Below are 24,785 nucleotides of genomic sequence, written 5' to 3' on the forward strand. Positions count from 1 at the left end.
CGAGCCCACGTGAGAGTCAGACAGCCCCTGCTTGCTCTTGCGTTGCTCGCGTCGCTCCTCGGCGGTTGCGCCAGTTTCGATGTGCAGCGCGAACCGAGCCAGGCGTTGCCGGCGAGTGCCTCGGCGTTTGGCCGTTCGGTCCAGGCCCAGGCGGCTTCCCATGAAGGACAGTCGGGATTTCGCCTGTTGTCCGACAGTACCGAGGCCTTTACCGCCCGCGCCGAATTGATTCGCAACGCTCAAAGCAGCCTCGACCTGCAGTACTACATCGTCCATGACGGCATCAGTACGCGAATGCTGGTGGAGGAATTGCTCAAGGCCGCCGATCGCGGCGTGCGCGTACGCATTCTGCTCGACGACACCACCAGCGACGGCCTGGACCGCACCATCGCCACGCTGGCGGCACATCCGCAGATCCAGATTCGCGTGTTCAATCCGTTGCATTTGGGCCGCAGCACTGGCGTCACACGCACCATGGGCCGGTTGTTCAACCTCTCGCAGCAGCATCGGCGCATGCACAACAAGTTGTGGCTGGCCGATACCAGCATGGCCATCGTCGGCGGCCGCAATCTGGGGGACGAGTATTTCGACGCCGAACCCAATTTGAATTTCACCGACATCGACATCCTGGGCGTCGGCCCGGTGGCTGAGCAGTTGGGGCACAGTTTCGACCAGTACTGGAACAGCGCCCTGAGCAAACCGATCGATGCGTTCGTATCGAGCAAGCCGACTGCCCAGGACCTGGCCAACACCCGCACACGGCTGGAAGAATCTCTGGAGGAGTCGCGCAAGCAGAATCACGCGCTCTATCAGCAGCTGATGAAGTTCGCCACCGAACCGCGTCTGGATATCTGGCGCAAAGAGCTGATCTGGGCCTGGAACCAGGCGCTGTGGGATGCGCCGAGCAAGGTACTGGCCAAAGGTGAGCCCGATCCGCAATTGCTGCTGACCACTCAATTGGCACCGGAACTCAATGGCGTCAGCAAAGAGCTGGTCATGGTTTCGGCATACTTTGTACCTGGCGAACCAGGGCTGGTGTACCTCACGGGCCGCGCCGATGCCGGGGTGTCGGTGCGATTGCTGACCAACGCGCTGGAGGCCACGGACGTGCCAGCGGTGCATGGCGGCTATGCGCCGTATCGCAAGGCACTCTTGGAGCATGGCGTGCAGCTTTTCGAGCTGCGTCGTCAGCCCGGCGATGAAAGCGGTAGCGGCCCTCGCCTGTTTTCCCGCAGGTCTTATGGCGAATCCGACTCAAGCCTGCACAGCAAAGCGATCGTCTTCGATCAAAAGAAATCCTTCATCGGCTCATTCAACTTCGACCCGCGTTCGGTGTTGTGGAACACCGAAGTCGGCGTATTGGTGGACAGCCCAGAACTGGCGGCCCGCGTCCGCGAACTGGCCTTACAGGGCATGGCGCCACCTCTGAGTTATCAGGTAAAACTGGAAAAAGACCAAGTGGTATGGGTGACCGAAGACGACGGCAAAATGCACACCTTGACCAAGGAACCGGGCAGTTGGTGGCGACACTTCAACGCGTGGTTCAGTAATACGGTTGGCCTGGAGCGGTTGCTCTAGGCCGGCTCGGCCACCGCGCCAAACGCCCCTTGGCGTGACACCAGAATCACCAGGCCAAAGGCCCCGGCCGCCATCAACAATGGCAACGCATGCCCGCTGATCCACTGACTCCCGGCACCGGCGATCAATGGCCCAAGCAGGCAGCCAATGCCCCACAACTGCGCGATATGCGCGTTGGCGCGGACCAGTGCATCGTCGCGATAACGCTCGCCGATCAGGATCAACGACAAGGTAAACAAGCCACCGGCACTGGCGCCGAACAGCACCCACAACGGCCAGATCAGCAGCGTGTCGATCAGCATCGGAATCGCCAGGCTCGAGACCAGCAAAATGACCGCGCAACCGGTGAACAAAGAACGCCGCGACACGCGATCCGCCAGTGCGCCAATCGGCAATTGCAGCAAGGCATCACCGACCACTACCGTGCTGACCATGGCCAAGGCGATTTCCGTGGTGAAACCCTGGCGCAGGCAATACACCGGCAACAGCGTCAGGATCATCGCTTCGAAAGCGGCGAACAGCGACACCGCCCAGGCAATGGCCGGCAAGCCACGGCAAAAGGTCAGCAAATCGCCAAGGGTCACACTGCACGCTTCACTGCTGGGCGCACCGCTGCGCCCCAACAACAGCAATGGGGCCGCCACCAGCAAACCGACGCCGACCCAGAAGCCATAATCGTGCTCGGTGCCCAGAACGCCCAACAAAATCGGCCCGGCCAGTTGGCTCAGCGCATAACTGCTGCCGTACAGCGCCACCAATCGACCGCGCCACTGCTCGACCACCAGTTGATTAATCCAGCTTTCACCGAGGATGAATACAAGGGTCAGGATCACGCCAATCATCAAGCGCAACACCAGCCAGATCGGGTAGCTCGGCAATAGCGCCAGCAAACCGATGGACACGGCGCCAGCCCACAGGCACAGGCGCATCAGGTTGGCCGTGCCCAGACGCGCCGCCAGATGGCTGGAAATCTTCGCGCCCAACAGCACGCCAATGGCCGGCATCGCGGCCATCACGCCAATGGCAAACGAGCCATAACCCCAGCCTTCCAGGCGAAACGACACCAGCGGCATGCTGACCCCCAGGGCCAGGCCAACACTCAAGACAGACGCCAACACGGCGAAATACGTCGCCCAACGCATGTTCCACGCTCCTGTGGATATTGTTATGTGCCGCACAAAACATTGTGGGAGCGAGCTTGCTCGCGATGACGGTAGAACATTCAACATTTTCGTCGACTGTCACACCGCTATCGCGAGCAGGCTCGCTCCCACAAGGGATCTGCGTCGTTTGAGAGGCCTGTTTCTGCGGCAGACCTCCTTTAACGACTTACAACTTGATCCAGGTCGCCTTCAGCTCGGTGTATTTGTCGAACGCGTGCAGCGACTTGTCGCGACCGTTACCGGACTGCTTGAAGCCACCGAACGGCGCCGTCATGTCGCCACCGTCATATTGGTTCACCCAAACGCTACCGGCACGCAGGGCGCGGGCGGTCAGGTGAGCCTTGGAGATATCGGCAGTCCACACCGCAGCGGCCAGGCCGTAAGGCGTGTCGTTGGCGATCGAGACGGCTTCTTCGGCGCTGTCGAACGTGATGACCGACAACACTGGCCCGAAAATTTCTTCCTGGGCGATTTTCATCGCGTTGCTGACACCGTCGAAAATCGTCGGCTCAACATACGTGCCACCGGTTTCCTGCAGGATGCGCTTGCCGCCGGCCACCAGCTTGGCGCCATCGGTGTGACCCGATTCGATGTAAGACAGCACGGTGTTCATCTGCTGGGTATCCACCAGCGCACCGACGTTGGTCGCCGGGTCCAGCGGGTTGCCCGGCTTCCAGGTTTTCAGCGCCTCGATCACCAGCGGCAGGAATTTGTCCTTGATCGAACGCTCCACCAGCAGGCGCGAGCCGGCAGTGCAGACTTCGCCCTGGTTGAAGGCGATAGCGCCTGCAGCGGCTTCAGCGGCTTCTTGCAGGTTCGGTGCGTCGGCAAACACGATGTTCGGGCTCTTGCCGCCGGCTTCGAGCCAGACGCGCTTCATGTTCGATTCGCCGGAGTAGATCAGCAGTTGCTTGGCGATCTTGGTCGACCCGGTGAACACCAGGGTGTCCACGTCGTTATGCAGGGCCAAAGCCTTGCCGACGGTATGACCATAGCCTGGCAGTACGTTCAGCACACCTTTCGGGATGCCGGCTTCAACGGCCAGCGCGGCGATGCGGATGGCCGTCAGTGGCGATTTTTCCGATGGCTTGAGGATCACCGAGTTACCGGTGGACAACGCCGGGCCGAGTTTCCAGCACGCCATCATCAACGGGAAGTTCCACGGCACGATGGCACCGACCACACCGACTGGCTCACGGGTCACCAGACCCAGCTGATCGTGCGGAGTCGCGGCGACTTCGTCATAAATCTTGTCGATGGCTTCACCGCTCCAGCTCAGCGCTTGTGCCGCGCCGGGAACGTCGATGTACAGCGAATCGCTGATCGGCTTGCCCATGTCCAGGGTTTCAAGCAGGGCCAGCTCTTCGGCGTGCTGCTTGAGCAGGCCGGCGAAACGGATCATGGTGGCTTTGCGCTTGGTCGGTGCCAGGCGCGACCAGACGCCGGAATTGAAGGTGGCGCGAGCGTTTTCCACAGCGCGCTGGGCGTCGGCGGCGTCACAGCTGGCAATCTTGCCCAGCAGACGGCCGTCGACCGGACTGATGCACTCGAAGGTCTCGGCGCTAACGGCGTCGGTGTACTCGCCATTGATATAGGCGCGGCCTTCGATCTTCAGGTCTTTGGCGCGTTGTTCCCAGTCGGCACGGGTCAGGGTGGTCATGCGAGTGTCCTCCTCTTATTGAATACGACACCCGCGTTCTTCGCGGGCGCTGTCAGGAATTCTGCCCGGCCAGCCTGCTTGCGGCCCAAGGCAACCACCACCCTAAACCAGCGGCAGGGGAAGTTTCAATATATTTGACATAACGTCGGCAAACGGCCTTGCGATGTTCAATTTAATAAACATAGACTTTGGCTTTACCAACCACTCGCGCCGCAATCACGGGGGATTACAAAAATGAGCATCCAGGACATCGTCGACTTCAGCCAGGCAACCACCCAGCCCGAACGCTACCGCCCAGACCCGGCCAAAGTCCTCAAGGGCGACCCCGAACAAGCGGTGTACAACCACTACAACAGCCCGTGCGGCCAATTGAATGCCGGCGTGTGGGAAGGCGCTATCGGCCAATGGCACGTGAATTTCACCGAGCATGAGTACTGCGAGATCGTTCAAGGGGTTTCGGTACTGCGCGATAACGATGGCAACAGCAAAACGGTTCGGGCAGGTGATCGCTTCGTGATCCCGGCCGGGTTTCGGGGTACCTGGGAAGTACTGGAAGCCTGTCGCAAGATTTATGTAGCGTTTGAACAGAAAGCGTAGCACCCACTTCAGAACGCCAAATGTCCCCTGTCGCTTGATGGGGGTCATTTTCCGGTCAAGCCGATTTGTCACGATCGAGCCAATGACCTAATTATCTACCGCACGCCGTCGCCACCCCGCAAAGATACTGTCGACGCTCCTCCATGGAGCCTCGAGTTCATCATTCTCAAGGAAGCGAAAACGTGAACAAATATTTTATCTGCGGGCTGCTGGCGAGCCTCACCCTCTCAGCCTTTACACCGGCGCATGCCGATGGCGAGAGGCAATTGTGCGATGCCCGAAGGGTGCAACACCTGGTTGGGGAAATACTGACGAGCGCCGTATACGAAGAAGCCTTCAAAACGTCGCGAGCAACCAGCATTACTTTCAATTCTTCTGCGGGATTCGAAGATCCCGATAGAAATCGCCTGATCATTTCAATGAATCACGTTGGCACCATTGCCAGAATCACCTGCGGCTGATTCATCGAACCCTGATTCAGGACGAGACAATCGAAACAAAAAAGGCCCGTATCTCGCGATACGGGCCTTTTTCGTAAGGAAGAAAAATCAATTACTTGATTTTGCCTTCCTTGTAGATCACGTGCTTGCGAACAACCGGATCAAATTTCTTGATCTCGATTTTGTCCGGAGTAGTGCGCTTGTTCTTGTCGGTAGTGTAGAAGTGACCAGTACCGGCGCTCGAAATCAAACGAATCAATTCACGCATGATTAGCTCCCTTAGATCTTGCCAGCGGCGCGGATTTCGGCCAGCACGACAGTGATGCCGCGCTTGTCGATGATACGCATGCCTTTGGCAGATACGCGCAGACGCACGAAACGTTTCTCTTCTTCAACCCAGAAGCGGTGATGCTGCAGGTTCGGCAGGAAACGACGACGGGTTTTGTTGTTTGCGTGGGAAATGTTATTCCCAGTCACCGGACCCTTACCGGTAACTTGACATACTCTCGACATGCCTCAGCCCTCTAAAACCACATGCCCAACCCGGCATGGGTTGGCCGCTTAATCTCTCAGTCATTTGGCGCCAGGCGCCGCGTTTCTTTAGAGGTCTTACCGGCTACACCTACAGTGAAGGAACCGGGCCCCTAGAAAAGAGCGCTGCTTTATACCAGAAAGACTCAAGAGCAACAACATTCGGTGTGCCTTGAGTAGATAAAAAACCCGATTTTCCGGCGCCAGGCGCTTTGGATAAAGGCTGTCGTCGATTCCGACCGCTCGTCGCAGAGAAATGCTTTCCAGGTCAAATCCGAGGTTTTCTCAATCAAGGCTCACCCAAACAAGTGGCCTATAGTCCCCTCAAAATGAAAAAGGGGATAGTCATTTGCAAAAGAGCCCACTAGGGTAAGCCTTTTCCAGACTGCACTTGCAGATGGGCCTTCGATCTGTAAAGGAATCCGACCATGCGCCTCGCTGCCCTACCGCTGTTGCTTGCCCCTCTGATGCTGAGCCCGCTGGCCCAGGCTGCCGCCTTGAGCGTCTGCACCGAGGCCAGCCCCGAAGGGTTCGACGTGGTGCAATATAATTCGTTGACCACCACCAATGCCTCGGCTGACGTGCTGATGAACCGCCTGGTGGATTTCGACACCGCCAGCGGCAAAGTGGTCGCCAGCCTCGCCGATAGCTGGGAGGTCAGCCCCGATGGCCTGGTCTACATCTTCAAGTTGCGCCCGAAGGTGAAATTTCACCGCACCGAGTATTTCAGTCCGAGCCGCGAACTGACCGCCGAAGACGTGAAATTCAGCTTCGACCGTATGCTCGACCCGGCCAACCCGTGGCACAAAGTCGCCCAGAGCGGCTTTCCGCATGCGCAATCAATGCAACTACCAGCGCTGATCAAGAAAATCGACGCCCTCGACCCGCTGACCGTGCGCTTCACCCTCGATCACCCGGACTCGACGTTCCTGCCGACGCTGAGCATGGGTTTTGCCTCGATCTACTCGGCCGAATATGCCGACAAACTGCTCAAGGCCGGAACCCCGGAAAAGCTCAACAATCAGCCAATCGGTACCGGCCCGTTCGTTTTCAGCCGTTTCCAGAAAGACGCCTCGATCCGCTACAAGGCCAACCCTGACTATTTCGCTGGCAAGCCTGCGGTCGACCCGTTGATCTTCGCCATCACCCCTGACGCCAACGTGCGATTGCAGAAACTGCGCCGCAACGAGTGCCAGATTGCCCTGTCGCCCAAACCACTGGACGTACAAGCCGCGCTGAAAGAACCGACCTTGAAAGTCGAAAAGACTGACGCCTTCATGACCGCGTTCGTCGCCCTGAACAGTCAGCATCCGCCGCTGGACAAGCCAGAAGTTCGCCAGGCGATCAACCTTGCCTTCGACAAGGCCAACTACGTGAAGGCCGTGTTCGAAGACACCGCCGAACCCGCCAGCGGGCCGTACCCGCCCAACACCTGGAGCTACGCCAGGGGCTTGCCGGGTTACCCCCACGATGTCGAGAAAGCCAAGGCATTGATGGTCAAGGCCGGGCTCAAGGACGGTTTTCAGACGACGATCTGGACACGCCCCTCTGGCAGCCTGTTAAACCCTAATCCGAGTCTCGGCGCCCAATTGCTGCAATCCGATCTTGCGGAAATCGGCATCCAGGCGGAAATCCGGGTGATCGAATGGGGCGAACTGATCCGCCGCGCCAAGGCCGGTGAGCACGACATCCTGTTCATGGGCTGGGCCGGCGATAACGGCGACCCGGACAACTTCCTCACGCCGCAGTTTTCCTGCGCCGCGGTCAAGTCCGGCACCAACTTCGCTCGCTACTGCAATGCCGATCTGGACAAGCTGATCAGCGCCGGCAAGACCACCGGCGAGCAAGGCGTGCGCAGCAAGCTTTACGAACAGGCGCAAACGCAGATTCAGCAACAGGCGCTGTGGCTACCGCTCGCTCACCCGACGGCATTCGCGTTGACGCGCAAGGATGTCGAGGGGTATTCGGTGAGCCCGTTCGGCCGTCAGGACTACTCGAAGGTCAACCTCAAGTAGAAACCATGGGAGCGGTTTTTGTGGCGAGGGAGCTTGCTCCCGCTGGGCTGCGTGCGGCCCCAAAGATCTTGTGAACGCTGCGCATCCAGGCGGGAGCAAGCTCCCTCGCCACAAAAAAGCTCGCTCTCGGCGCCCCGCTACATCCACCCGTACTCGGCCATGGACAGCGGATCACCGTCACCGATGATGAAATGGTCGAGCACCCGCACATCGATCAGCTCAAGCGCCGTTTGCAGGCGCTTGGTCAGCACCCGGTCGGCTTGGCTGGGGTCGGAGTTGCCCGACGGGTGGTTGTGGCAGAGGATCAACGCCGCGGCGTTATTGGCCAAAGCGCGCTTGACCACCTCTCGCGGATGAACACTGGTGTTGTCGATGGAACCGCGAAACAGCGTCTCGAACGTCAAAACCTGATGCCTGGAATCGAGAAACAGACAACCAAACACCTCATGTGGCTCATGACGCAACATCGATTTCAGGTACTCACGAACCGCATGCGGATTTTCCAGTGCCGACTTTTGGCGCGCACGCTCGGCCAAATGACGCCTGCTCATTTCTTGAGCAGCCTGCAACTGTGCAAACTTCGCCGGCCCGAGCCCCAACTGCTTGCTGAACGTTTCCTGATCGGCCTCCAGCAACGAACGCAGGCTGCCAAACTCGTTCAACAAATGCCGCGCCAGGTCCACGGCGCTTTTACCCACTACGCCCGTGCGTAAGAAAATTGCCAGCAATTCGGCGTCCGACAGGCTTCCTGAACCTTGTTCAAGCAACCTCTCCCGCGGCCGTTCAGCCGCCGGCCAATCACGAATACTCATAACACCTCCCTGTCTGTGGGCGCCGCTGTTCCGTAGCGGACGCTGTGATATCGTAGCCCATCTTTTTTGCGAGCGATTTCACTCCTGGGGAGGGGGTATCGCCACGCAGTCATCAACGAATTGAAAGGCAGGCCTATGCAGCGGCTGTATCGGAAACGCATTGTTCTGGGCGTCGGCGGCGGCATCGCTGCCTACAAGAGCGCCGACCTGGTTCGCCGGTTGATGGACCAGGGTGCCGAAGTCCGCGTGGTCATGACCCGTGGCGGCGCCGAGTTCATAACCCCGCTGACCATGCAGGCCCTGTCCGGGCATCCTGTGCACCTCGACCTGCTGGACCCGGCAGCCGAAGCGGCCATGGGCCACATCGAACTGGCCAAATGGGCCGATCTGGTACTGATCGCGCCTGCCACAGCGGATTTGCTCGCCCGTCTGGCCCAAGGCATTGCCGATGACTTGCTGACCACGCTGGTACTGGCCACCGACGCCGTTGTCGCCGTTGCGCCGGCGATGAACCAGGCCATGTGGCGCGACCCTGCCACCCAGGCCAACCTGCAGACCCTCGAAAGCCGTGACATCAAGGTGTTCGGCCCGGCCTCCGGTAGCCAGGCCTGCGGCGACGTGGGTCTTGGGCGCATGCTCGAAGCCACCGACCTCGCCCTGCTCGCCGCCGACTGCTTCCAGCGTCAGGCGCTGACCGGCAAACACGTGGTGATTACCGCGGGGCCGACCCAGGAAAACATTGATCCGGTGCGCTACATCACTAACCACAGCTCCGGCAAAATGGGCTTCGCCCTGGCCGAAGCCGCCGTAGAAGCCGGTGCCCGAGTCACGCTGATCAGTGGCCCGGTGCACCTGCCGACACCGGATCGCGTCAGCCGCATCGATGTAGTGAGCGCCCGCGACATGCTCGCTGCGTGCGAAGCCGCGATTCCTTGTGACGTTTTCATCGCCTCGGCTGCGGTCGCGGATTACCGCCCGGAAGTCGTCGCCCCACAAAAACTCAAGAAAGACCCTACGAGCGGCGACGGTTTTGTCCTGCAAATGGTGCGCAACCCAGACATCCTGGCCAGCATCGCCACCCGCCCCGACCGTCCGTTCAGTGTCGGTTTCGCCGCTGAAACCGAACACCTGCTTGATTACGCTGCCCGCAAGCTGAAAGACAAGAACCTCGATTTGATCGTCGCCAACGACGTCGCCAACCCGAGCATTGGGTTCAACAGCGAAGAAAACGCCTGCAGCGTGATCGACCGTGAGCTTCACGCCACACTTTTCGCCCAGACCAGCAAGAGCAAGATTGCTCGCCAGCTGATCACTTTTATCGCCGAACGTCTGAACCAGGTTTAATTTACATGCACGCTTTGCAAGCCAAGATCCTCGACCCCCGCATCGGCACCGAATTCCCGCTGCCACAGTACGCCACGCCAGGCTCCGCCGGCCTCGACCTGCGCGCCATGCTGGAGCAGGACACCGTCATCAAACCAGGTGAAACCGTGCTGATCCCTACCGGTCTGTCGGTCTATATCGGTGACCCGAACCTGGCGGCGCTGATCCTGCCGCGTTCGGGCATGGGCCATAAGCACGGCATCGTGCTGGGCAATCTGGTCGGCCTGATCGACTCCGATTACCAGGGACCGCTGATGGTATCCTGCTGGAACCGCGGCCAGACCGAATTCACCATGCCGGTTGGCGAGCGCCTGGCGCAATTGGTGCTGGTACCCGTTGTGCAGGCTCACTTCGAGATGGTTGAAGAATTCGTTGAAACCGAGCGCGGCACGGGTGGTTTCGGCCATAGCGGCACCAAGTAACCGGATAAAGACATTGTGGCGAGGGAGCTTGCTCCCGCTGAGCTGCGTAGCGGCCCAAAAGATTTCATGGGAGCTGCGCACCCAAGCGGGAGCAAGCTCCCTCGCCACAAAAATCTCGACATACTGCGGCGGTTTTAACACCGTAAATCAAGGTTTTGCCGGCCGAAAGCCACGCCCGTCGAGGCGTCATGGCCCTTTCACACCACGAACTCTCTGTGGAAATCGCCGTCATACCCTTCAGTTTGAGCCGGCCGCCCCGTGATTCGGCGGCCTGTCCAGTCACTTTCGAGATGGAGCATTTCCACAGATGAACACCCCGGCCAAAATTGCACCCAAGTTCCCTGACAGCATCTTCCGCGCCTATGACATCCGTGGCACTGTCCCGGAGTTCCTGAACGCCGAGACCGCCTACTGGATTGGCCGCGCTGTCGGCTCCCAAAGCCTTGCGCAGGGCGAGCCCAATGTATCCGTTGGCCGTGATGGTCGCCTGTCAGGCCCGGAACTGGTGGAAAAATTGATTCAAGGCATCGCCGACAGCGGCTGCCACGTCAGCGATGTCGGCCTGGTGCCAACCCCTGCGTTGTACTACGCCGCCAACGTGCTGGCCGGCAAATCCGGCGTGATGCTGACCGGCAGCCACAACCCGTCGAACTACAACGGTTTCAAAATCGTCATTGCCGGCGACACCCTGGCCAACGAACAGATCCAGGCCCTGCATGAGCGCCTCAAGACCAATAACCTGAGCAGCGGGCAAGGCAGCATCAGCAAAGTCGAAATTCTCGATCGCTACAGCACCGAAATTGTCCAGGACATCAAACTGGCTCGACGCCTGAAAGTGGTGGTCGATTGCGGCAACGGCGCGGCAGGCGTGATTGCCCCGCAACTGATCGAAGCGCTGAACTGCGAAGTCATCCCGCTGTTCTGCGAAGTCGACGGCAACTTCCCGAACCACCACCCGGATCCGGGCAAGCCTGAAAACCTTGAAGACCTGATCGCCAAGGTCAAGCAAACCAATGCTGACATCGGCCTGGCCTTCGATGGCGATGGCGACCGTGTCGGTGTGGTGACCAACACCGGCAGCATCGTCTACCCGGACCGCCTGCTGATGCTGTTCGCCCGCGACGTCGTAGCGCGCAACCCGGGCGCTGAAATCATCTTCGACGTCAAATGCACCCGCCGCCTGATCCCGCTGATCAAGGAATATGGCGGTCGTTCGCTAATGTGGAAGACTGGTCACTCGTTGATCAAAAAGAAAATGAAACAATCCGGTGCCCTGTTGGCCGGCGAAATGAGCGGGCACATCTTCTTCAAGGAGCGCTGGTTCGGTTTCGACGACGGCATTTACAGCGCTGCGCGCTTGCTGGAAATCCTCAGCAAGGAAAAATCCTCGGCCGAAGAGCTGTTCGCGACGTTCCCGAACGATATTTCTACGCCTGAAATCAATATCCATGTGACCGAAGAGAGCAAATTCAGCATCATTGATGCATTGCACGACGCGCAATGGGGCGAAGGCGCTGACCTGACCACCATCGACGGCGTGCGAGTCGACTATGCCAAAGGCTGGGGCCTGGTTCGCGCCTCCAACACCACACCGGTGCTGGTACTGCGTTTCGAGGCCGATGACGAGGCAGAACTTTCGCGCATCAAGGACGTTTTCAAAGTCCAGTTGAAGCGCGTTGCACCTGATCTCCAACTACCGTTCTGATTCACCCGGAGCCCTGAATGACCCTCGAACGCGAAGCCGCCGCCAACACCGCCAAGGTCCTGTCCGAAGCGCTGCCTTACATTCGCCGCTATGTCGGCAAGACGCTGGTGATCAAATACGGCGGCAACGCGATGGAAAGCGAGGAGCTGAAAACCGGCTTCGCCCGCGACATCGTGCTGATGAAAGCCGTGGGGATCAACCCGGTGGTCGTTCACGGCGGTGGCCCGCAAATCGGTGACCTGCTCAAGCGCCTGTCGATCGAAAGCCATTTCGTCGACGGCATGCGCGTCACCGACGCCGCGACCATGGACGTGGTGGAAATGGTCCTGGGCGGCCAGGTCAACAAGGACATCGTCAATCTGATCAACCGACATGGCGGCAGCGCCATCGGCCTGACCGGTAAAGACGCCGAGCTGATTCGTGCGAAGAAGCTCACCGTCACCCGCCAGACCCCGGAAATGACCACGCCGGAAATCATCGACATCGGCCATGTGGGCGAAGTCGTCGGCATCAATACCGACCTGCTCAACCTGCTGGTCAAGGGCGATTTCATCCCGGTGATCGCGCCAATCGGCGTCGGCGCCAACGGTGAGTCGTACAACATCAACGCAGACCTGGTGGCCGGTAAAGTCGCCGAAGCGCTGAAAGCCGAGAAGTTGATGCTGCTGACCAACATCGCCGGCCTGATGGACAAGTCGGGGACGGTCCTGACCGGCCTGACCACCCAACAGGTCGACGATCTGATCGCCGATGGCACCATCTACGGCGGCATGCTGCCGAAGATCCGTTGCGCACTGGAAGCCGTCCAGGGCGGCGTGGGCAGCTCGCTGATCATCGATGGGCGCGTACCGAACGCGATTCTGCTGGAAATCTTCACCGATACCGGCGTGGGCACCTTGATCAGCAATCGCAAGCGTCCCTGATCAATAAAGACGAAAAAGATCGCAGCCTGCGGCAGCTCCAACTGGATTGTTTCGGATGTACGAAACTTCCGTAGGAGTTGAACAAGTCTGCGATCTTTTTTATGCCTACAGGAATTGCCCGACGCAAATAAGCGAAACGTCCGACATCCCAAAAGAAACAATCTGCATACGATCTTCCCTGAATCCACAGGAGATCTTCCCCATGCAAAAAGACTACGTTCCCTACGGCAGCGACGTTTCAGCAGGCACCTACGCATGCGCAGATTGCGGGCGCGAATACAGCAATCAATCAAAGACTTCTCTTCCACCGTGCCCGGACTTCCAACCAGGGACCCACGTACTCAATGGCTGGAACATCCTGACCGGCCAAGGTGATGCCGTGGCAGATCCGTACCCAAACGAGCCTGCCAAGTAATCACGGAGGTCTGAACCATGCAGATCTCGTTCACGATCGATGCCCAGGCTTTCAACCTCGAGCAGAAGGAGCCGGTGAAAAAGACCTTGAGGATTTCCGACGGCGAAATCGCCCATGCCCTGGAGCGAATAGCCAAGGCGAGCCTGACCGAATACCTGAAGATGCTGGTCGAAGGCGGCATGCCCAGCAGGGCCGATGAGGCCAAGCAGGATCGATTGCTCTACCTGATTCAAAGTTACTTCGGGCAAACGTTGCCCACTGAATCGCAAATATCGACGATTTTCCAACTGACGCAGAGCCAGAGTAAAACCCTGTTGAAAAACACGGTTTCACGGTTTCGCAATCAACTGGACGAGATCCTCCAGCACAGCATGCGATCAGTGATCGAAACGGCCGAGCATGCGCAGACGGTTTATCTGGTGGTGATCAGTTCAGACGTGATTCGCGATGAGCTGAACATGCTGATCACACAAAACGAGCCGACCTTCAAACCCATCACCAAACGCAAGGGCAGTGCCGGGCAGTTCGAAATCAGCGAAGACTCCCACGCTTTGTTGTGCCAAACCCTGAGGCTCAATGCCGTTCAGTGACATTGTCGCGGTCAGCGGCTTGCTGCTGACCCTGACCACATTCATGTTCAACCTGGCTTGGCCACGGTTGCATGAGGCGCTGGAACTGGATGACAAAGAGTCAGGCCCGTTGGCCAGAAAACGCAGCCGGGGGAAAGTGCTGGGGGTTTTGTTTAGCCGCGCCGTACCGCTGACGTGCGCCTTCATGGCGCTGTTTTACGTCAACTTGCCAGCCGCCGTGAGGATCATTAGAAGCAGCACGCTGGATCTATGGGATTTCAACGTGGACCGAACGCTTTACGTGTTAGTCGTCGTGGCACTGCTGGTGTTTGCGCTGTTCAACCTGGGGTTGGCATTAAAACTGGTCGGAAAATGGCGAAAACTGCGCTGACGACTCAAAACAAAAGACCCCACTCAGCCTGGCTGAGCGGGGTCTTTTTCTGCCTGCAATCCCTGCGACAATCCACCTTTTGTGACGAGGGAGCTTGCTCCCGCTTGAGTGCGCAGCACTCACAAACTTTTTGGGTCTGCTACGCAGCCCAGCGGGAGCAAGCTCCCTCGCCACACAGGCTCGCTCCCACAGGGGGATTGTGGTCAGACGCCGAACTGCGCGCGGTAGGCTTCAACCGCCGGCAAATGCTGCTTGAGCTGCGGATCATCGGCCAGGAACTCCAGCACCTGGTTCAACGAAACAATGCTGATCACCGGGATACCGAAATCACGCTCGACTTCCTGGATCGCCGACAACTCACCATTGCCACGTTCTTGACGGTTCAGGGCAATCAGCACGCCAGCTGCCTTGGCGCCGTCCTGGGAAGCGATGATCTGCATCACTTCGCGGATAGCGGTGCCGGCGGTGATCACGTCGTCGATGATCAGCACATCGCCGGTCAAAGGCGCGCCGACCAGGCTGCCGCCCTCGCCGTGGGCCTTGGCTTCCTTGCGGTTGAAACACCATGGCAGGTCACGGTTGTGATGCTCGGCCAATGCCACGGCCGTGGTCGCCGCCAAAGGGATGCCTTTGTAGGCAGGACCGAACAGAACATCGAACGCAATACCGCTTTCGGCGATGGCAGCGGCGTAGAAACGACCCAGCTGCGCCAGGGCCGAACCTGAATTGAACAGGCCCGCATTGAAGAAGTAAGGACTGGTACGCCCGGACTTCAGGGTGAACTCACCGAAGCGCAAAACGCCGCGATCGATGGCAAAACGAATGAAATCGCGCTGATACGCTTGCATGAAAAAAACCCCAAATACCACGGATTTAGCTAATTAGCTTGACGCCGTGTATCATACACGCACGCGATTTTTGGGGCCATTTATGCGGATCATCAGTGTGAACGTCAATGGTATTCAGGCTGCAGTCGAGCGAGGTTTGCTCAGTTGGCTGCAAGCACAGAATGCCGACGTCATCTGCCTGCAGGACACCCGTGCCTCCGCCTTTGAACTGGACGATCCAGCCTTCCAACTGGATGGATACTTCCTTTATGCCTGCGACGCCGAAGTCCCCGCCCAAGGTGGCGTGGCTTTGTACTCGCGGTTGCAACCGAAGGCTGTCATCAGCGGTCTCGGTTTCGAGACGGCCGACCGCTACGGGCGCTACCTGCAAGCCGATTTCGACAAAGTCAGTATTGCAACCTTGTTGCTGCCATCGGGCATGAACGGCGATGAAGACTTGAACCAAAAGTTCAAGCTTATGGATGACTTCGCCAAGTACCTGGACAAGCAACGGCGCAAACGCCGCGAGTACATTTATTGTGGCTCGCTGTATGTGGCGCAACAGAAGCTGGACATCAAGAACTGGCGCGACAGCCAGCAATCTCCGGGCTTCCTGGCGCCTGAACGGGCCTGGATGGACGAGATTGTCGGCAATATGGGGTATGTCGATGCCCTGCGCGAAGTCAGCCGTGAAGGTGACCAGTACAGCTGGTGGCCGGACAACGAACAGGCCGAAATGCTCAACCTCGGCTGGCGCTTCGATTACCAGCTGCTGACCCCGGGTCTGCGCCGCTTCGTACGCAGCGCCCGCCTGCCACGCCAGCCACGGTTCTCGCAGCACGCGCCGCTGATCGTGGACTACGATTGGACGCTGACGATCTAAACACTTGTCGCTGACAATGAAGTTCGACGTTGTTCGAAGATAAAAAAATGCCCGTATCGCAGGATACGGGCATTTTTTATGGCGGTGCTCAGTGACCGGTACTTCAAGCAGCGCCGAAAAACGGCAGCGCCAGATACAACTTGATCACGATGACATTGATAATGTCGATAAAGAAAGCCCCCACCATCGGCACAACCAGAAACGCTATTTGCGAAGGTCCATAGCGCTGTGTCACGGCCTGCATGTTGGCGATGGCAGTTGGTGTTGCACCCAGTCCAAAGCCGCAATGTCCTGCCGCCAGCACGGCCGCGTCGTAGTTACTGCCCATGATTCTGAATGTTACGAATATCGCAAAGAGCGCCATGACCATCGTTTGCGCGGCCAGAATTATAAAGAACGGCAAGGCCAGTGCCGCCAGATCCCACAACTTGAGTGACATCAGCGCGATCGCCAGGAACAGCGACAAACTGACATTCCCCAACACAGAGACTTCGCGCTCGAACACCTGGTACAAGCCCAACGCTGAAAGCCCGTTTCGTAAAAGCACACCCACAAACAATACGCAGACGAACGTCGGCAACTCAAATGCGGTTTCGCGGAGCATGCCATTGAGGAGATTGCCCGCGAGTAAGCTGACCGCGATCAGTGCGAGTGTTTCAATGAAGGAAAACGGGGTGATTGAGCGTTCTTTGTTCGGTTGCTCGAAGCCTTTTGGTATCCGCGGCTTGTCTTGCTCGCGGCAGCCGGGCACCTGAGTCCGTTTGATCAGCAGGCGAGCGACCGGCCCACCAATCAAACCGCCCAGCACCAAGCCAAACGTCGCGGAGGCCATCGCAAGTTCAGAGGCGGAAGCCAGACCGTACTTCTCACTGAACGTCGCCCCCCATGCAGCCCCGGTACCGTGACCACCCGCCAGCGTCACCGAGCCTGTCAGCAGCCCCATCAGGGGATCGAGCCCCAAAGCCGTTGCCAATCCAATGCCCATGGCGTTCTGCACCACCAGCAAGCCGGTGACCGCCAATACAAACATTCCCACTATGCGTCCGCCTTTTTTCAGGCTGGCGAAGTCTGCACTCAACCCGATCGTGGCGAAAAACGCCAACATCAATGGCGTTTGTAGCGAGGTATCAAATCGGACTTCCATATCGAGCGATCGTAATACCAAAAGAACCAAGGCTACCAATAAGCCGCCTGCTACAGGCTCAGGAATATTGTAAGCGCGCAAAAAGCCGACACGTGTGACGAGCCCGCGCCCCAGCAAAAGAACCAAGGAAGCGGCGACAAGTGTTCCATAAAAATCGAGTTGAACCATTGGGATAATCTTGGGTTTTCATTCAGAGGCGAACTGTTTACCTGGACACGCCTATTGAACAGGTTGATTGTTTTCAACGCTGATTGCTTTTACTTTCAGGATCCGTCAATGGCCTGAATATATCGAAATATTTCTTAGAGGTATTTCGTGCGACAACTTTAACAATCGTAAAGTCTTACTGCCAAGGATGCCGGAAGAGCTGATGTCTTGCAGTTGTGACCAAACATGTAAAGAAGTAAGCGCAGATTACAAGAACAAGTAACTTGATAATAAAAACGCAAATGCCCCGACAAGTCGGGGCATTTCGCTAACAGCATCTACAGGCTTACTTGATCAACCGCCACGTAAACGGATACCGATACGGAAACCCTTCGTTAGCCTTGACCCCGGCGATAATCGTCAGTACCAACGCACCTATCGCCACCAGACCGAACAGGAAGAACCCGACAATCACCACCATCAGCAGGAAACAAATGGCAGAAGCAATGGCGACGGTGATCTGAAAGTTCAGCGCCTCCTTGCCTTGCGCATCGACGAACGGGTCCATCTCACGCTTCATCTGCCAGAGAATCAACGGGCCGATCAGGGTGCCGAACGGAATCCAGATCCCCAACAAGGCAGACAAGTGACAAAACATTGCCCACTGCCGAACTTCTTTGCTCGGGGTGGGAAGCAGCTGTTGTTCTTCACTCATGGCGTCCTCCTTGTGTACTTCGGTCCGATCAGTCTGCCAGCGCAGCCTTTTGCAGATCGAAAATCTCGTTCATGCCTTTCTTTGCCAGTTCCAGCATGGCATTCAATTCTTCCGGCTGGAACGGTGCGCCTTCGGCAGTGCCCTGAACTTCGATGAACCCGCCAGTGCTGGTCATCACCACGTTCAGGTCGGTCTCTGCCGCCGAATCTTCCAGGTAATCAAGGTCGAGCACTGGCTCGCCCTGGTACATGCCGACCGACACCGCACCGATCATTTGCTTGAGCGGGTCGCCGCCTTTGAGGCCGCCGCGCTTCTTGATCACTTTCAAGGCATCGACCAGGGCGACCATGGCGCCGGTGATGGACGCGGTGCGAGTACCGCCATCGGCCTGGATCACATCGCAGTCAACGTAAAGGGTGACGTCGCCCAGCTTGGACATGTCCAGCGCAGCACGCAGGGAACGCCCGATCAAGCGCTGGATTTCCAGGGTACGGCCGCCTTGCTTGCCGCGGCTCGCCTCACGCTGGTTACGCTCGCCGGTGGCGCGTGGCAGCATGCCGTACTCGGCGGTCAGCCAACCCTGGCCCTGGCCCTTGAGGAAGCGAGGCACGCCGTTTTCGACGCTGACGGTGCAGATGACCTTGGTATCACCGAACTCGACCAGTACAGATCCCTCGGCATGTTTGGTGTAGTTGCGGGTAATGCGGATCGAGCGGAGCTGATCGGCAGCGCGACCACTTGGACGTTTCATAAGGGATACCTGTACGGGGACGGAAAACTGCGAAGCATTATAGAGCCGCCAGCCACGCCTGGGCACTTCTAAAAAATTACTCGGACGAGCGAAGGCTCTGAACAGCCCGTGCCCGACGACCTGCAGCCGATTGTCACTCCGTGTGTTTGGGCGCATTGGCGCCACTGCGCTACAATCCTGCGCCTTTGCTGCCAGTCGGCTTTAATTCATTGATATCGGATTGCCTGAACATCAGTTCCGCGCCGATCTGCACTGCGAGGTACCTCCATGGTGCACAGCATGACCGCCTTCGCCCGCGTCGAAAGCGCCGGCGTCCAAGGCACCCTGAGCTGGGAACTGCGCTCGGTCAACAGCCGCTACCTGGAACCCCACCTGCGCCTGCCGGAGTCCTTTCGCGACCTCGAAGGTGCCGTCCGTGAAGCCCTGCGCCAAGGTGTATCCCGGGGCAAGCTCGAATGCACCCTGCGCTTCACCGAAGAAAACACCGGCAAACCGCTGCAAGTCGACCAGGCACGCGCCGCACAACTGGTCGCCGCCGCCGAGACCGTTGCCAGCCTGATCAAGAACCCGGCAGCACTGAACCCGCTGGAAGTCCTGGCCTGGCCCGGCGTACTTGTAGGTGACGCCACCGACCCGCAAGCCTTGAATGCCCAGGCACTGGCGCTGTTCAACCAGGGCCTGAAAGAGCTCAAGGCCGGACGCGAGCGAGAGGGCGCGGAGCTGGCACGGCTGATCAATGAGCGCCTGACGTCCATTGAAGAAGACGTGGTGACCCTGCGTGAACTGGTTCCGCAAATGCTCGCCACCCAGCGCCAGAAAGTGCTTGATCGTTTCGCCGACATGAAGGCCGAGATGGACCCACAGCGTCTGGAGCAGGAAATGGTCATGCTCGCGCAGAAAAGCGACGTCGCCGAAGAACTGGATCGCCTGAGCACTCACATCATCGAAGTTCGTCGTGTACTCAAGTCTGGCGGCGCCGCCGGTCGGCGCCTGGACTTCCTGATGCAGGAGCTCAACCGCGAAGCCAACACCCTGGGCTCCAAAGCCTTCGACCCGCGCAGCACCCAAGCGGCGGTCAACCTGAAAGTGTTGATCGAGCAGATGCGTGAACAAGTGCAGAATATTGAGTAAGGCAACCCCGACATGACCCACAGCACCGGCACCCTCTACATCATTTCCGCCCCATCGGGCGCGGGCAAAAGCAGCCTGGTCAAGGCCCTGACCGACGCCGATCCGGAAATTCGCGTTTCGGTCTCGCACACCACCCGCGCCATGCGCCCCGGTGAAGTGAACGGCGTGAACTATCACTTCGTCGAGCGCAGCGAGTTCGTGAAGATGATCGAACACGGGGATTTCCTCGAGCGCGCCGAAGTATTCGGCAATCTCTACGGGACCTCGCAGAGCCACTTGCAGCAGACCCTGGACGAAGGGCACGACCTGATTCTGGAAATCGACTGGCAAGGCGCCGAGCAAGTGCGCAAGCTGATGCCTCAGGCCCGTTCGATTTTCATCTTGCCGCCGTCACTTGAAGCCCTGCATCAGCGCCTGACCAATCGTGGCCAGGACAGCGACGAAATCATCGATGGCCGGATGCGCGAAGCCGTCAGCGAGATGAGCCACTATGTCGACTATGACTACCTGATCATCAACGACGATTTCGCCCACGCACTGCACGATCTGAAGGCGATTTTTCGCGCCAATCAGCTGATTCAGAAGCGTCAGCAACAGCGCCACGGCAAATTGCTGGCTGAATTGCTCGGTTAAAGAGCACTTCCCAAAACCGCTGCAAGGGCTTTACATTGGCACTTGCAGCGCGTTGAAGGGCTTGATCAAAAAATCAGCGCTTCCCTAATCGCTGGTGATTTTTTAAACTGTTGAGTCCGCTCGCCCATCCGGGCAGCGCGCATATTGCATTTGCTACGAGGAAGACCATGGCCCGCGTAACCGTTGAAGACTGCCTAGAACACGTGGATAACCGCTTTGAGCTGGTCATGCTCTCTACCAAGCGTGCCCGTCAACTGGCCACCGGCGGCAAAGAGCCGAAAGTAGCCTGGGAAAACGACAAGCCTACCGTCGTCGCCCTGCGTGAAATCGCTGAAGGCCTGATCGACTACGCAGCTATCGCTGAAGCCGAAATCGTTGAAGATGAACCGCTTTTTGCTGCATTCGAGGACGAGTCCAACGAGGCCGTCTAAGCCTATGCCTGGTCGACGTAGCACGGCGCGGGATCACAGCTTACGGCAGGAGACATCATGCCGAGCATAGACGCCCTCGCCGATCGCTTATCGACCTACCTCGGCAAAGACCAGGTCAACCTGGTCCGCCGAGCGTATTTCTACGCCGAACAAGCCCACGACGGCCAACGCCGACGTAGCGGCGAGGCGTATGTCACGCATCCTCTTGCCGTGGCCAATATTCTTGCCGACATGCACATGGACCATCAGAGCCTGATGGCGGCCATGCTGCATGACGTGATCGAAGACACCGGTATCGCCAAGGAAGCGCTGCAAGCGCAGTTCGGCGAAACCGTGGCCGAACTGGTCGACGGGGTCAGCAAACTGACCCAGATGAACTTCGAGACCAAAGCCGAAGCCCAGGCCGAAAACTTCCAGAAAATGGCCATGGCCATGGCGCGTGACATTCGCGTGATCCTGGTCAAGCTGGCCGACCGCCTGCACAACATGCGCACGCTGGAAGTGCTGTCCGGCGAAAAACGCCGGCGCATCGCCAAGGAAACCCTGGAGATCTATGCGCCCATCGCCAACCGGCTGGGCATGCACGCCATCCGCATAGAATTCGAAGACCTCGGCTTCAAGGCCATGCACCCGATGCGTTCCGCGCGGATCTACCAGGCCGTCAAACGCGCCCGGGGCAACCGCAAGGAAATCGTCAACAAGATCGAAGAGTCCCTCAGCCATTGCCTGGCCGTCGACGGCATTCAGGGCGAGGTCAGCGGTCGCCAGAAACACCTCTACGGCATCTACAAGAAAATGCGCGGCAAGCGTCGGGCCTTCAACGAGATCATGGACGTCTATGCGTTCCGGATCATCGTCGACAAGGTCGATACCTGCTACCGCGTGCTGGGTGCTGTACATAATTTGTACAAACCGCTGCCGGGTCGCTTCAAGGACTACATCGCGATTCCCAAGGCCAACGGCTACCAATCGCTGCACACCACACTGTTCGGCATGCACGGCGTACCGATCGAGATCCAGATCCGCACCCGCGAAATGGAAGAAATGGCCAACAACGGAATCGCCGCCCATTGGCTGTATAAATCCAGCGGCGACGAGCAGCCAAAAGGCACGCACGCCCGCGCTCGCCAGTGGGTCAAAGGCGTGCTGGAAATGCAGCAGCGTGCGGGCAATTCGCTGGAATTCATCGAAAGCGTGAAGATCGACCTGTTCCCGGACGAGGTCTACGTGTTCACGCCCAAAGGCCGGATCATGGAGCTGCCCAAAGGCTCCACGGCGGTCGATTTCGCTTACGCGGTGCACACCGATGTCGGCAACAGTTGCATTGCCTGCCGGATCAATCGTCGTCTCGCGCCGCTGTCCGAACCGCTGCAAAGCGGCTCCACGGTCGAGATCGTCAGCGCGCCCGGCGCGCGGCCGAATCCGGCGTGGCTCAATTTCGTGGTCACCGGCAAGGCGCGGACACACATCCGCCATGCGCTCAAGCTGCAACGTCGCTCCGAATCCATCAGCCTGGGCGAACGCCTGCTGAACAAGGTCCTCAACGGTTTCGACAGCTCGCTGGAGAAAATCCCGGCCGAGCGGGTCAAGGCGATGCTGGTTGAATACCGCCAGGAACTGATCGAAGACTTGCTGGAAGACATTGGCCTGGGCAATCGCATGGCTTATGTGGTGGCTCGTCGACTGCTCGGCGAAGGCGAACAGTTGCCAAGCCCGGAAGGTCCGCTGGCAATTCGTGGCACCGAAGGGTTGGTACTCAGCTATGCCAAATGCTGTACGCCAATCCCGGGCGACCCGATTGTCGGCCACCTGTCCGCAGGCAAAGGCATGGTCGTGCACCTGGACAACTGCCGCAACATCAGCGAAATCCGTCATAACCCGGAAAAATGCATCCAGCTGTCATGGGCCAAAGACGTCACCGGCGAATTCAACGTCGAGCTGCGCGTGGAGCTGGAACACCAGCGTGGCCTGATCGCGCTGCTGGCCAGCAGCGTCAACGCGGCCGACGGCAACATCGAGAAAATCAGCATGGACGAACGCGATGGTCGTATCAGCGTGGTCCAGTTGGTGGTCAGCGTGCACGACCGTGTACACCTGGCCCGCGTGATCAAGAAACTGCGTGCCCTCACCGGGGTGATTCGCATCACCCGCATGCGTGCATAGCGCGCAAACGTAGCCACCTCTTACAAGGAGTCATCAATGACCAAGACCGTTATCACCAGCGACAAGGCCCCGGCCGCCATCGGTACTTACTCCCAGGCGATCAAGGCAGGCAACACCGTTTACATGTCCGGTCAGATTCCACTGGACCCAAAGACCATGGAACTGGTTGAAGGCTTCGAAGCCCAGACCGTCCAGGTGTTCGAGAATCTCAAGGCCGTGGCTGAAGCCGCCGGCGGTTCGTTCAAGGACATCGTCAAACTGAACATCTTCCTCACCGACCTGAGCCACTTCGCCAAGGTCAACGAGATCATGGGCAAATACTTCGACCAACCGTACCCAGCTCGCGCCGCTATCGGCGTGGCAGCCCTGCCCAAGGGTTCGCAGGTTGAAATGGATGCCATCCTGGTCATCGAGTAATGCGTGCGGCGCAGCCTATGGCTGCGCCAACGGCTCTGCTGTAAAGAAGCTTGAAAGGATTCCACCCATGCGCAAAGCGCTTGCTCTTTCGCTGCTCGCCCTGTTCCTGGGCGGATGTGCCAGCGACCCTGCCGACCGTGATATCAGCGGCACCTGGATCAACCAGGTGGCGATTGACGCTGCATCCAAAGGCGTTCCCCTGCGTGAAGCGCTCCAGGCCTATGGCCCGAACCTGGAATGGGACGTCAACACCAAGGCCGGCCAGGCCCGCTACACCAATGGTTTTGAAAATGTCGACGGCAAGCTGCTCGGCGAAGAGTCCGGCGCCTGGAAAATCGACTTTTATGGCAGCTCCGGTAGCGAGCTCAAGCGCGACGGCAAACAATTGAGCCAGGCCGCCAGCGAAAACGAACCGGCCCAGGTCTTCGACCGTGCGTCGATTCCGGTACCGGATGGCGCTCCGATCGGCGCCAGCTTTGAACGCGCGCTGTATTCAGCCTACATGGGCGGCAGCTGGAAAGTCGTCAGCGGCCCCGGTGAAGGCAATACCGTACAGTTCCAGGCCGACGGCCAAGTGACCGGCCTGCCAGGGAGTGACCGCTATGCCCTGTGTCTGGCGGGTGATTGCGCATCGATGAGCGGCGGCAACGACAACATGTGGCTGCAACTCAACGGCCAGGGAAATGCCTGGATCTTTGCCCGCAAAGGCAAAGACCTGGAAATCTTCCAGACCGTGAACACCGCGCAGGCGGATGAAATGCCCCAGTTCACACCGGGTGATCGCAAGTGGTTGCTCGAGAAACAATAAGCAACCCATTGAAAGCCACCCGCTTGTAGGAGCCGGCGTGCTGGCGATAGGGCCTTCAAATTCAACATCTGCTTTGAATCTGATACTGCTATCGCCAGCAAGCCGGCTCCTACAGGTTTTCGGGTGACTGA

At 58.6% G+C, this 24,785-nt stretch carries 26 protein-coding genes and 1 pseudogene; 18 read left to right on the plus strand and 9 right to left on the minus strand.

Going from position 1 to position 24,785, the window contains the following annotated elements; translation table 11 throughout:
- The first annotated feature begins 9 nt into the window (after positions 1-9).
- Positions 10-1,578 (plus strand): phospholipase D family protein, encoded by a 1,569-nt coding sequence (locus ASD60_RS11690; protein ID WP_056854154.1) that lies wholly within the window; start codon positions 10-12, stop codon positions 1,576-1,578.
- Here ASD60_RS11690 and ASD60_RS11695 read toward each other — a convergent pair.
- Together ASD60_RS11695 and ASD60_RS11700 are read right to left on the minus strand one after the other, a co-directional pair.
- A complete protein-coding gene (locus ASD60_RS11695; RefSeq protein ID WP_056854155.1) occupies positions 1,575-2,720 on the minus strand; it encodes an MFS transporter in 1,146 nt (381 codons plus the stop codon). The two genes, ASD60_RS11690 and ASD60_RS11695, sit on opposite strands and share 4 nt — an antisense overlap.
- A gap of 187 nt (positions 2,721-2,907) precedes the next feature.
- Positions 2,908-4,401: an aldehyde dehydrogenase gene (locus ASD60_RS11700; RefSeq protein ID WP_056854156.1), complete on the minus strand. Its 1,494-nt coding sequence runs from the start codon at positions 4,399-4,401 to the stop codon at positions 2,908-2,910.
- A 234-nt stretch (positions 4,402-4,635) separates the two neighbouring features.
- On the opposite strand from ASD60_RS11700, the gene ASD60_RS11705 reads away from it, so the two are divergent.
- Together ASD60_RS11705 and ASD60_RS11710 are read left to right on the plus strand one after the other, a co-directional pair.
- Complete coding sequence (locus ASD60_RS11705; protein ID WP_056854157.1) at positions 4,636-4,998, plus strand: cupin domain-containing protein; 363 nt, start codon at positions 4,636-4,638, stop codon at positions 4,996-4,998.
- A 182-nt stretch (positions 4,999-5,180) separates the two neighbouring features.
- Positions 5,181-5,459, plus strand: coding sequence for a hypothetical protein (locus tag ASD60_RS11710; RefSeq protein ID WP_056854158.1), 279 nt, complete (start codon positions 5,181-5,183; stop codon positions 5,457-5,459).
- Between the two features lie 91 nt (positions 5,460-5,550).
- Here ASD60_RS11710 and rpmG read toward each other — a convergent pair whose 3' ends face one another.
- Positions 5,551-5,706, minus strand: coding sequence for a 50S ribosomal protein L33 (gene rpmG, locus ASD60_RS11715; protein WP_007894709.1), 156 nt, complete (start codon positions 5,704-5,706; stop codon positions 5,551-5,553).
- An 11-nt stretch (positions 5,707-5,717) separates the two neighbouring features.
- Entirely contained in the window at positions 5,718-5,951 is a 234-nt protein-coding gene (gene rpmB / locus ASD60_RS11720; protein ID WP_003176907.1) for a 50S ribosomal protein L28, read from the minus strand.
- A 446-nt stretch (positions 5,952-6,397) separates the two neighbouring features.
- Between rpmB and ASD60_RS11725 the strand changes: the two genes are divergently transcribed.
- Positions 6,398-7,984 (plus strand): ABC transporter substrate-binding protein, encoded by a 1,587-nt coding sequence (locus ASD60_RS11725; RefSeq protein WP_056854159.1) that lies wholly within the window; start codon positions 6,398-6,400, stop codon positions 7,982-7,984.
- A 137-nt stretch (positions 7,985-8,121) separates the two neighbouring features.
- Here the strand turns inward: ASD60_RS11725 and radC are convergent, their stop codons facing one another.
- The gene (radC, locus tag ASD60_RS11730) at positions 8,122-8,796 is read right to left on the minus strand and encodes a RadC family protein (protein WP_056854160.1); all 675 of its coding nucleotides are present in this window, start codon (positions 8,794-8,796) and stop codon (positions 8,122-8,124) included.
- A gap of 135 nt (positions 8,797-8,931) precedes the next feature.
- On the opposite strand from radC, the gene coaBC reads away from it, so the two are divergent.
- The 7 genes and pseudogenes from coaBC to ASD60_RS11765 all read left to right on the plus strand — a co-directional run bounded on the left by coaBC (position 8,932) and on the right by ASD60_RS11765 (position 14,604).
- Positions 8,932-10,140, plus strand: a complete 1,209-nt coding sequence (gene coaBC / locus ASD60_RS11735) for a bifunctional phosphopantothenoylcysteine decarboxylase/phosphopantothenate--cysteine ligase CoaBC (protein ID WP_056854161.1) — start codon at positions 8,932-8,934, stop codon at positions 10,138-10,140.
- A gap of 5 nt (positions 10,141-10,145) precedes the next feature.
- A complete protein-coding gene (gene dut, locus ASD60_RS11740; protein ID WP_056854162.1) occupies positions 10,146-10,601 on the plus strand; it encodes a dUTP diphosphatase in 456 nt (151 codons plus the stop codon).
- 328 nt (positions 10,602-10,929) lie between these two features.
- Positions 10,930-12,306 (plus strand): annotated as a pseudogene (locus tag ASD60_RS11745) (phosphomannomutase/phosphoglucomutase); the annotation flags it as partial.
- Between the two features lie 17 nt (positions 12,307-12,323).
- On the plus strand, positions 12,324-13,229 hold the full coding sequence (gene argB, locus ASD60_RS11750; protein WP_008047078.1) for an acetylglutamate kinase: 906 nt from the start codon (positions 12,324-12,326) through the stop codon (positions 13,227-13,229).
- A 202-nt stretch (positions 13,230-13,431) separates the two neighbouring features.
- Positions 13,432-13,644, plus strand: a complete 213-nt coding sequence (locus ASD60_RS11755) for a hypothetical protein (protein WP_056854164.1) — start codon at positions 13,432-13,434, stop codon at positions 13,642-13,644.
- 17 nt (positions 13,645-13,661) lie between these two features.
- Positions 13,662-14,234: a hypothetical protein gene (locus tag ASD60_RS11760; protein WP_056854165.1), complete on the plus strand. Its 573-nt coding sequence runs from the start codon at positions 13,662-13,664 to the stop codon at positions 14,232-14,234.
- Positions 14,221-14,604, plus strand: coding sequence for a hypothetical protein (locus ASD60_RS11765; RefSeq protein WP_056854166.1), 384 nt, complete (start codon positions 14,221-14,223; stop codon positions 14,602-14,604). The genes ASD60_RS11760 and ASD60_RS11765 overlap by 14 nt, the downstream gene beginning before the upstream one ends.
- Before the next feature lie 203 nt (positions 14,605-14,807).
- Here the strand turns inward: ASD60_RS11765 and pyrE are convergent, their stop codons facing one another.
- Complete coding sequence (gene pyrE, locus ASD60_RS11770) at positions 14,808-15,452, minus strand: orotate phosphoribosyltransferase (protein WP_008047079.1); 645 nt, start codon at positions 15,450-15,452, stop codon at positions 14,808-14,810.
- An 82-nt stretch (positions 15,453-15,534) separates the two neighbouring features.
- Here pyrE and ASD60_RS11775 point away from each other — a divergent pair, with 82 nt between their 5' ends.
- Positions 15,535-16,314, plus strand: coding sequence for an exodeoxyribonuclease III (locus ASD60_RS11775; RefSeq protein WP_053163881.1), 780 nt, complete (start codon positions 15,535-15,537; stop codon positions 16,312-16,314).
- A 103-nt stretch (positions 16,315-16,417) separates the two neighbouring features.
- Here ASD60_RS11775 and gltS read toward each other — a convergent pair whose 3' ends face one another.
- From gltS to rph, 3 genes are all read right to left on the minus strand, one after another.
- On the minus strand, positions 16,418-17,626 hold the full coding sequence (gene gltS, locus ASD60_RS11780; protein WP_056854167.1) for a sodium/glutamate symporter: 1,209 nt from the start codon (positions 17,624-17,626) through the stop codon (positions 16,418-16,420).
- A gap of 325 nt (positions 17,627-17,951) precedes the next feature.
- A complete protein-coding gene (locus ASD60_RS11785; protein ID WP_056854168.1) occupies positions 17,952-18,320 on the minus strand; it encodes a DUF4870 domain-containing protein in 369 nt (122 codons plus the stop codon).
- A gap of 28 nt (positions 18,321-18,348) precedes the next feature.
- On the minus strand, positions 18,349-19,071 hold the full coding sequence (gene rph, locus ASD60_RS11790) for a ribonuclease PH (protein WP_047535109.1): 723 nt from the start codon (positions 19,069-19,071) through the stop codon (positions 18,349-18,351).
- 267 nt (positions 19,072-19,338) lie between these two features.
- On the opposite strand from rph, the gene ASD60_RS11795 reads away from it, so the two are divergent.
- From ASD60_RS11795 to ASD60_RS11820, 6 genes are all read left to right on the plus strand, one after another.
- Complete coding sequence (locus tag ASD60_RS11795; RefSeq protein ID WP_056854169.1) at positions 19,339-20,202, plus strand: YicC/YloC family endoribonuclease; 864 nt, start codon at positions 19,339-19,341, stop codon at positions 20,200-20,202.
- A 12-nt stretch (positions 20,203-20,214) separates the two neighbouring features.
- Positions 20,215-20,835: a guanylate kinase gene (gmk, locus tag ASD60_RS11800; protein WP_056854170.1), complete on the plus strand. Its 621-nt coding sequence runs from the start codon at positions 20,215-20,217 to the stop codon at positions 20,833-20,835.
- A gap of 167 nt (positions 20,836-21,002) precedes the next feature.
- Positions 21,003-21,266: a DNA-directed RNA polymerase subunit omega gene (gene rpoZ, locus ASD60_RS11805; protein ID WP_007921129.1), complete on the plus strand. Its 264-nt coding sequence runs from the start codon at positions 21,003-21,005 to the stop codon at positions 21,264-21,266.
- Between the two features lie 57 nt (positions 21,267-21,323).
- A complete protein-coding gene (gene spoT, locus ASD60_RS11810) occupies positions 21,324-23,429 on the plus strand; it encodes a bifunctional GTP diphosphokinase/guanosine-3',5'-bis pyrophosphate 3'-pyrophosphohydrolase (protein ID WP_056854171.1) in 2,106 nt (701 codons plus the stop codon).
- Between the two features lie 36 nt (positions 23,430-23,465).
- Positions 23,466-23,846: a RidA family protein gene (locus tag ASD60_RS11815; RefSeq protein WP_003229509.1), complete on the plus strand. Its 381-nt coding sequence runs from the start codon at positions 23,466-23,468 to the stop codon at positions 23,844-23,846.
- A gap of 67 nt (positions 23,847-23,913) precedes the next feature.
- The gene (locus ASD60_RS11820) at positions 23,914-24,654 is read left to right on the plus strand and encodes a hypothetical protein (protein WP_056854172.1); all 741 of its coding nucleotides are present in this window, start codon (positions 23,914-23,916) and stop codon (positions 24,652-24,654) included.
- Positions 24,655-24,785 lie beyond the last annotated feature (131 nt).

It is taken from the genome of Pseudomonas sp. Root562, assembly GCF_001427125.1.
Lineage (GTDB): Bacteria > Pseudomonadota > Gammaproteobacteria > Pseudomonadales > Pseudomonadaceae > Aquipseudomonas.

Bases quoted from the DNA above. Each gene is read 5' to 3' on its own strand.
- ASD60_RS11695 (WP_056854155.1), bottom strand. From the start codon at position 2,720: ATGCGTTGGGCGACGTATTTCGCCGTGTTGGCGTCTGTCTTGAGTGTT.
- ASD60_RS11700 (WP_056854156.1), bottom strand. From the start codon at position 4,401: ATGACCACCCTGACCCGTGCCGACTGGGAACAACGCGCCAAAGACCTG.
- ASD60_RS11705 (WP_056854157.1), top strand. From the start codon at position 4,636: ATGAGCATCCAGGACATCGTCGACTTCAGCCAGGCAACCACCCAGCCC.
- rpmG (WP_007894709.1), bottom strand. From the start codon at position 5,706: ATGCGTGAATTGATTCGTTTGATTTCGAGCGCCGGTACTGGTCACTTC.
- rpmB (WP_003176907.1), bottom strand. From the start codon at position 5,951: ATGTCGAGAGTATGTCAAGTTACCGGTAAGGGTCCGGTGACTGGGAAT.
- ASD60_RS11725 (WP_056854159.1), top strand. From the start codon at position 6,398: ATGCGCCTCGCTGCCCTACCGCTGTTGCTTGCCCCTCTGATGCTGAGC.
- radC (WP_056854160.1), bottom strand. From the start codon at position 8,796: ATGAGTATTCGTGATTGGCCGGCGGCTGAACGGCCGCGGGAGAGGTTG.
- coaBC (WP_056854161.1), top strand. From the start codon at position 8,932: ATGCAGCGGCTGTATCGGAAACGCATTGTTCTGGGCGTCGGCGGCGGC.
- dut (WP_056854162.1), top strand. From the start codon at position 10,146: ATGCACGCTTTGCAAGCCAAGATCCTCGACCCCCGCATCGGCACCGAA.
- argB (WP_008047078.1), top strand. From the start codon at position 12,324: ATGACCCTCGAACGCGAAGCCGCCGCCAACACCGCCAAGGTCCTGTCC.
- ASD60_RS11755 (WP_056854164.1), top strand. From the start codon at position 13,432: ATGCAAAAAGACTACGTTCCCTACGGCAGCGACGTTTCAGCAGGCACC.
- ASD60_RS11760 (WP_056854165.1), top strand. From the start codon at position 13,662: ATGCAGATCTCGTTCACGATCGATGCCCAGGCTTTCAACCTCGAGCAG.
- ASD60_RS11765 (WP_056854166.1), top strand. From the start codon at position 14,221: ATGCCGTTCAGTGACATTGTCGCGGTCAGCGGCTTGCTGCTGACCCTG.
- pyrE (WP_008047079.1), bottom strand. From the start codon at position 15,452: ATGCAAGCGTATCAGCGCGATTTCATTCGTTTTGCCATCGATCGCGGC.
- ASD60_RS11775 (WP_053163881.1), top strand. From the start codon at position 15,535: ATGCGGATCATCAGTGTGAACGTCAATGGTATTCAGGCTGCAGTCGAG.
- gltS (WP_056854167.1), bottom strand. From the start codon at position 17,626: ATGGTTCAACTCGATTTTTATGGAACACTTGTCGCCGCTTCCTTGGTT.
- ASD60_RS11785 (WP_056854168.1), bottom strand. From the start codon at position 18,320: ATGAGTGAAGAACAACAGCTGCTTCCCACCCCGAGCAAAGAAGTTCGG.
- rph (WP_047535109.1), bottom strand. From the start codon at position 19,071: ATGAAACGTCCAAGTGGTCGCGCTGCCGATCAGCTCCGCTCGATCCGC.
- ASD60_RS11795 (WP_056854169.1), top strand. From the start codon at position 19,339: ATGGTGCACAGCATGACCGCCTTCGCCCGCGTCGAAAGCGCCGGCGTC.
- gmk (WP_056854170.1), top strand. From the start codon at position 20,215: ATGACCCACAGCACCGGCACCCTCTACATCATTTCCGCCCCATCGGGC.
- rpoZ (WP_007921129.1), top strand. From the start codon at position 21,003: ATGGCCCGCGTAACCGTTGAAGACTGCCTAGAACACGTGGATAACCGC.
- spoT (WP_056854171.1), top strand. From the start codon at position 21,324: ATGCCGAGCATAGACGCCCTCGCCGATCGCTTATCGACCTACCTCGGC.
- ASD60_RS11815 (WP_003229509.1), top strand. From the start codon at position 23,466: ATGACCAAGACCGTTATCACCAGCGACAAGGCCCCGGCCGCCATCGGT.
- ASD60_RS11820 (WP_056854172.1), top strand. From the start codon at position 23,914: ATGCGCAAAGCGCTTGCTCTTTCGCTGCTCGCCCTGTTCCTGGGCGGA.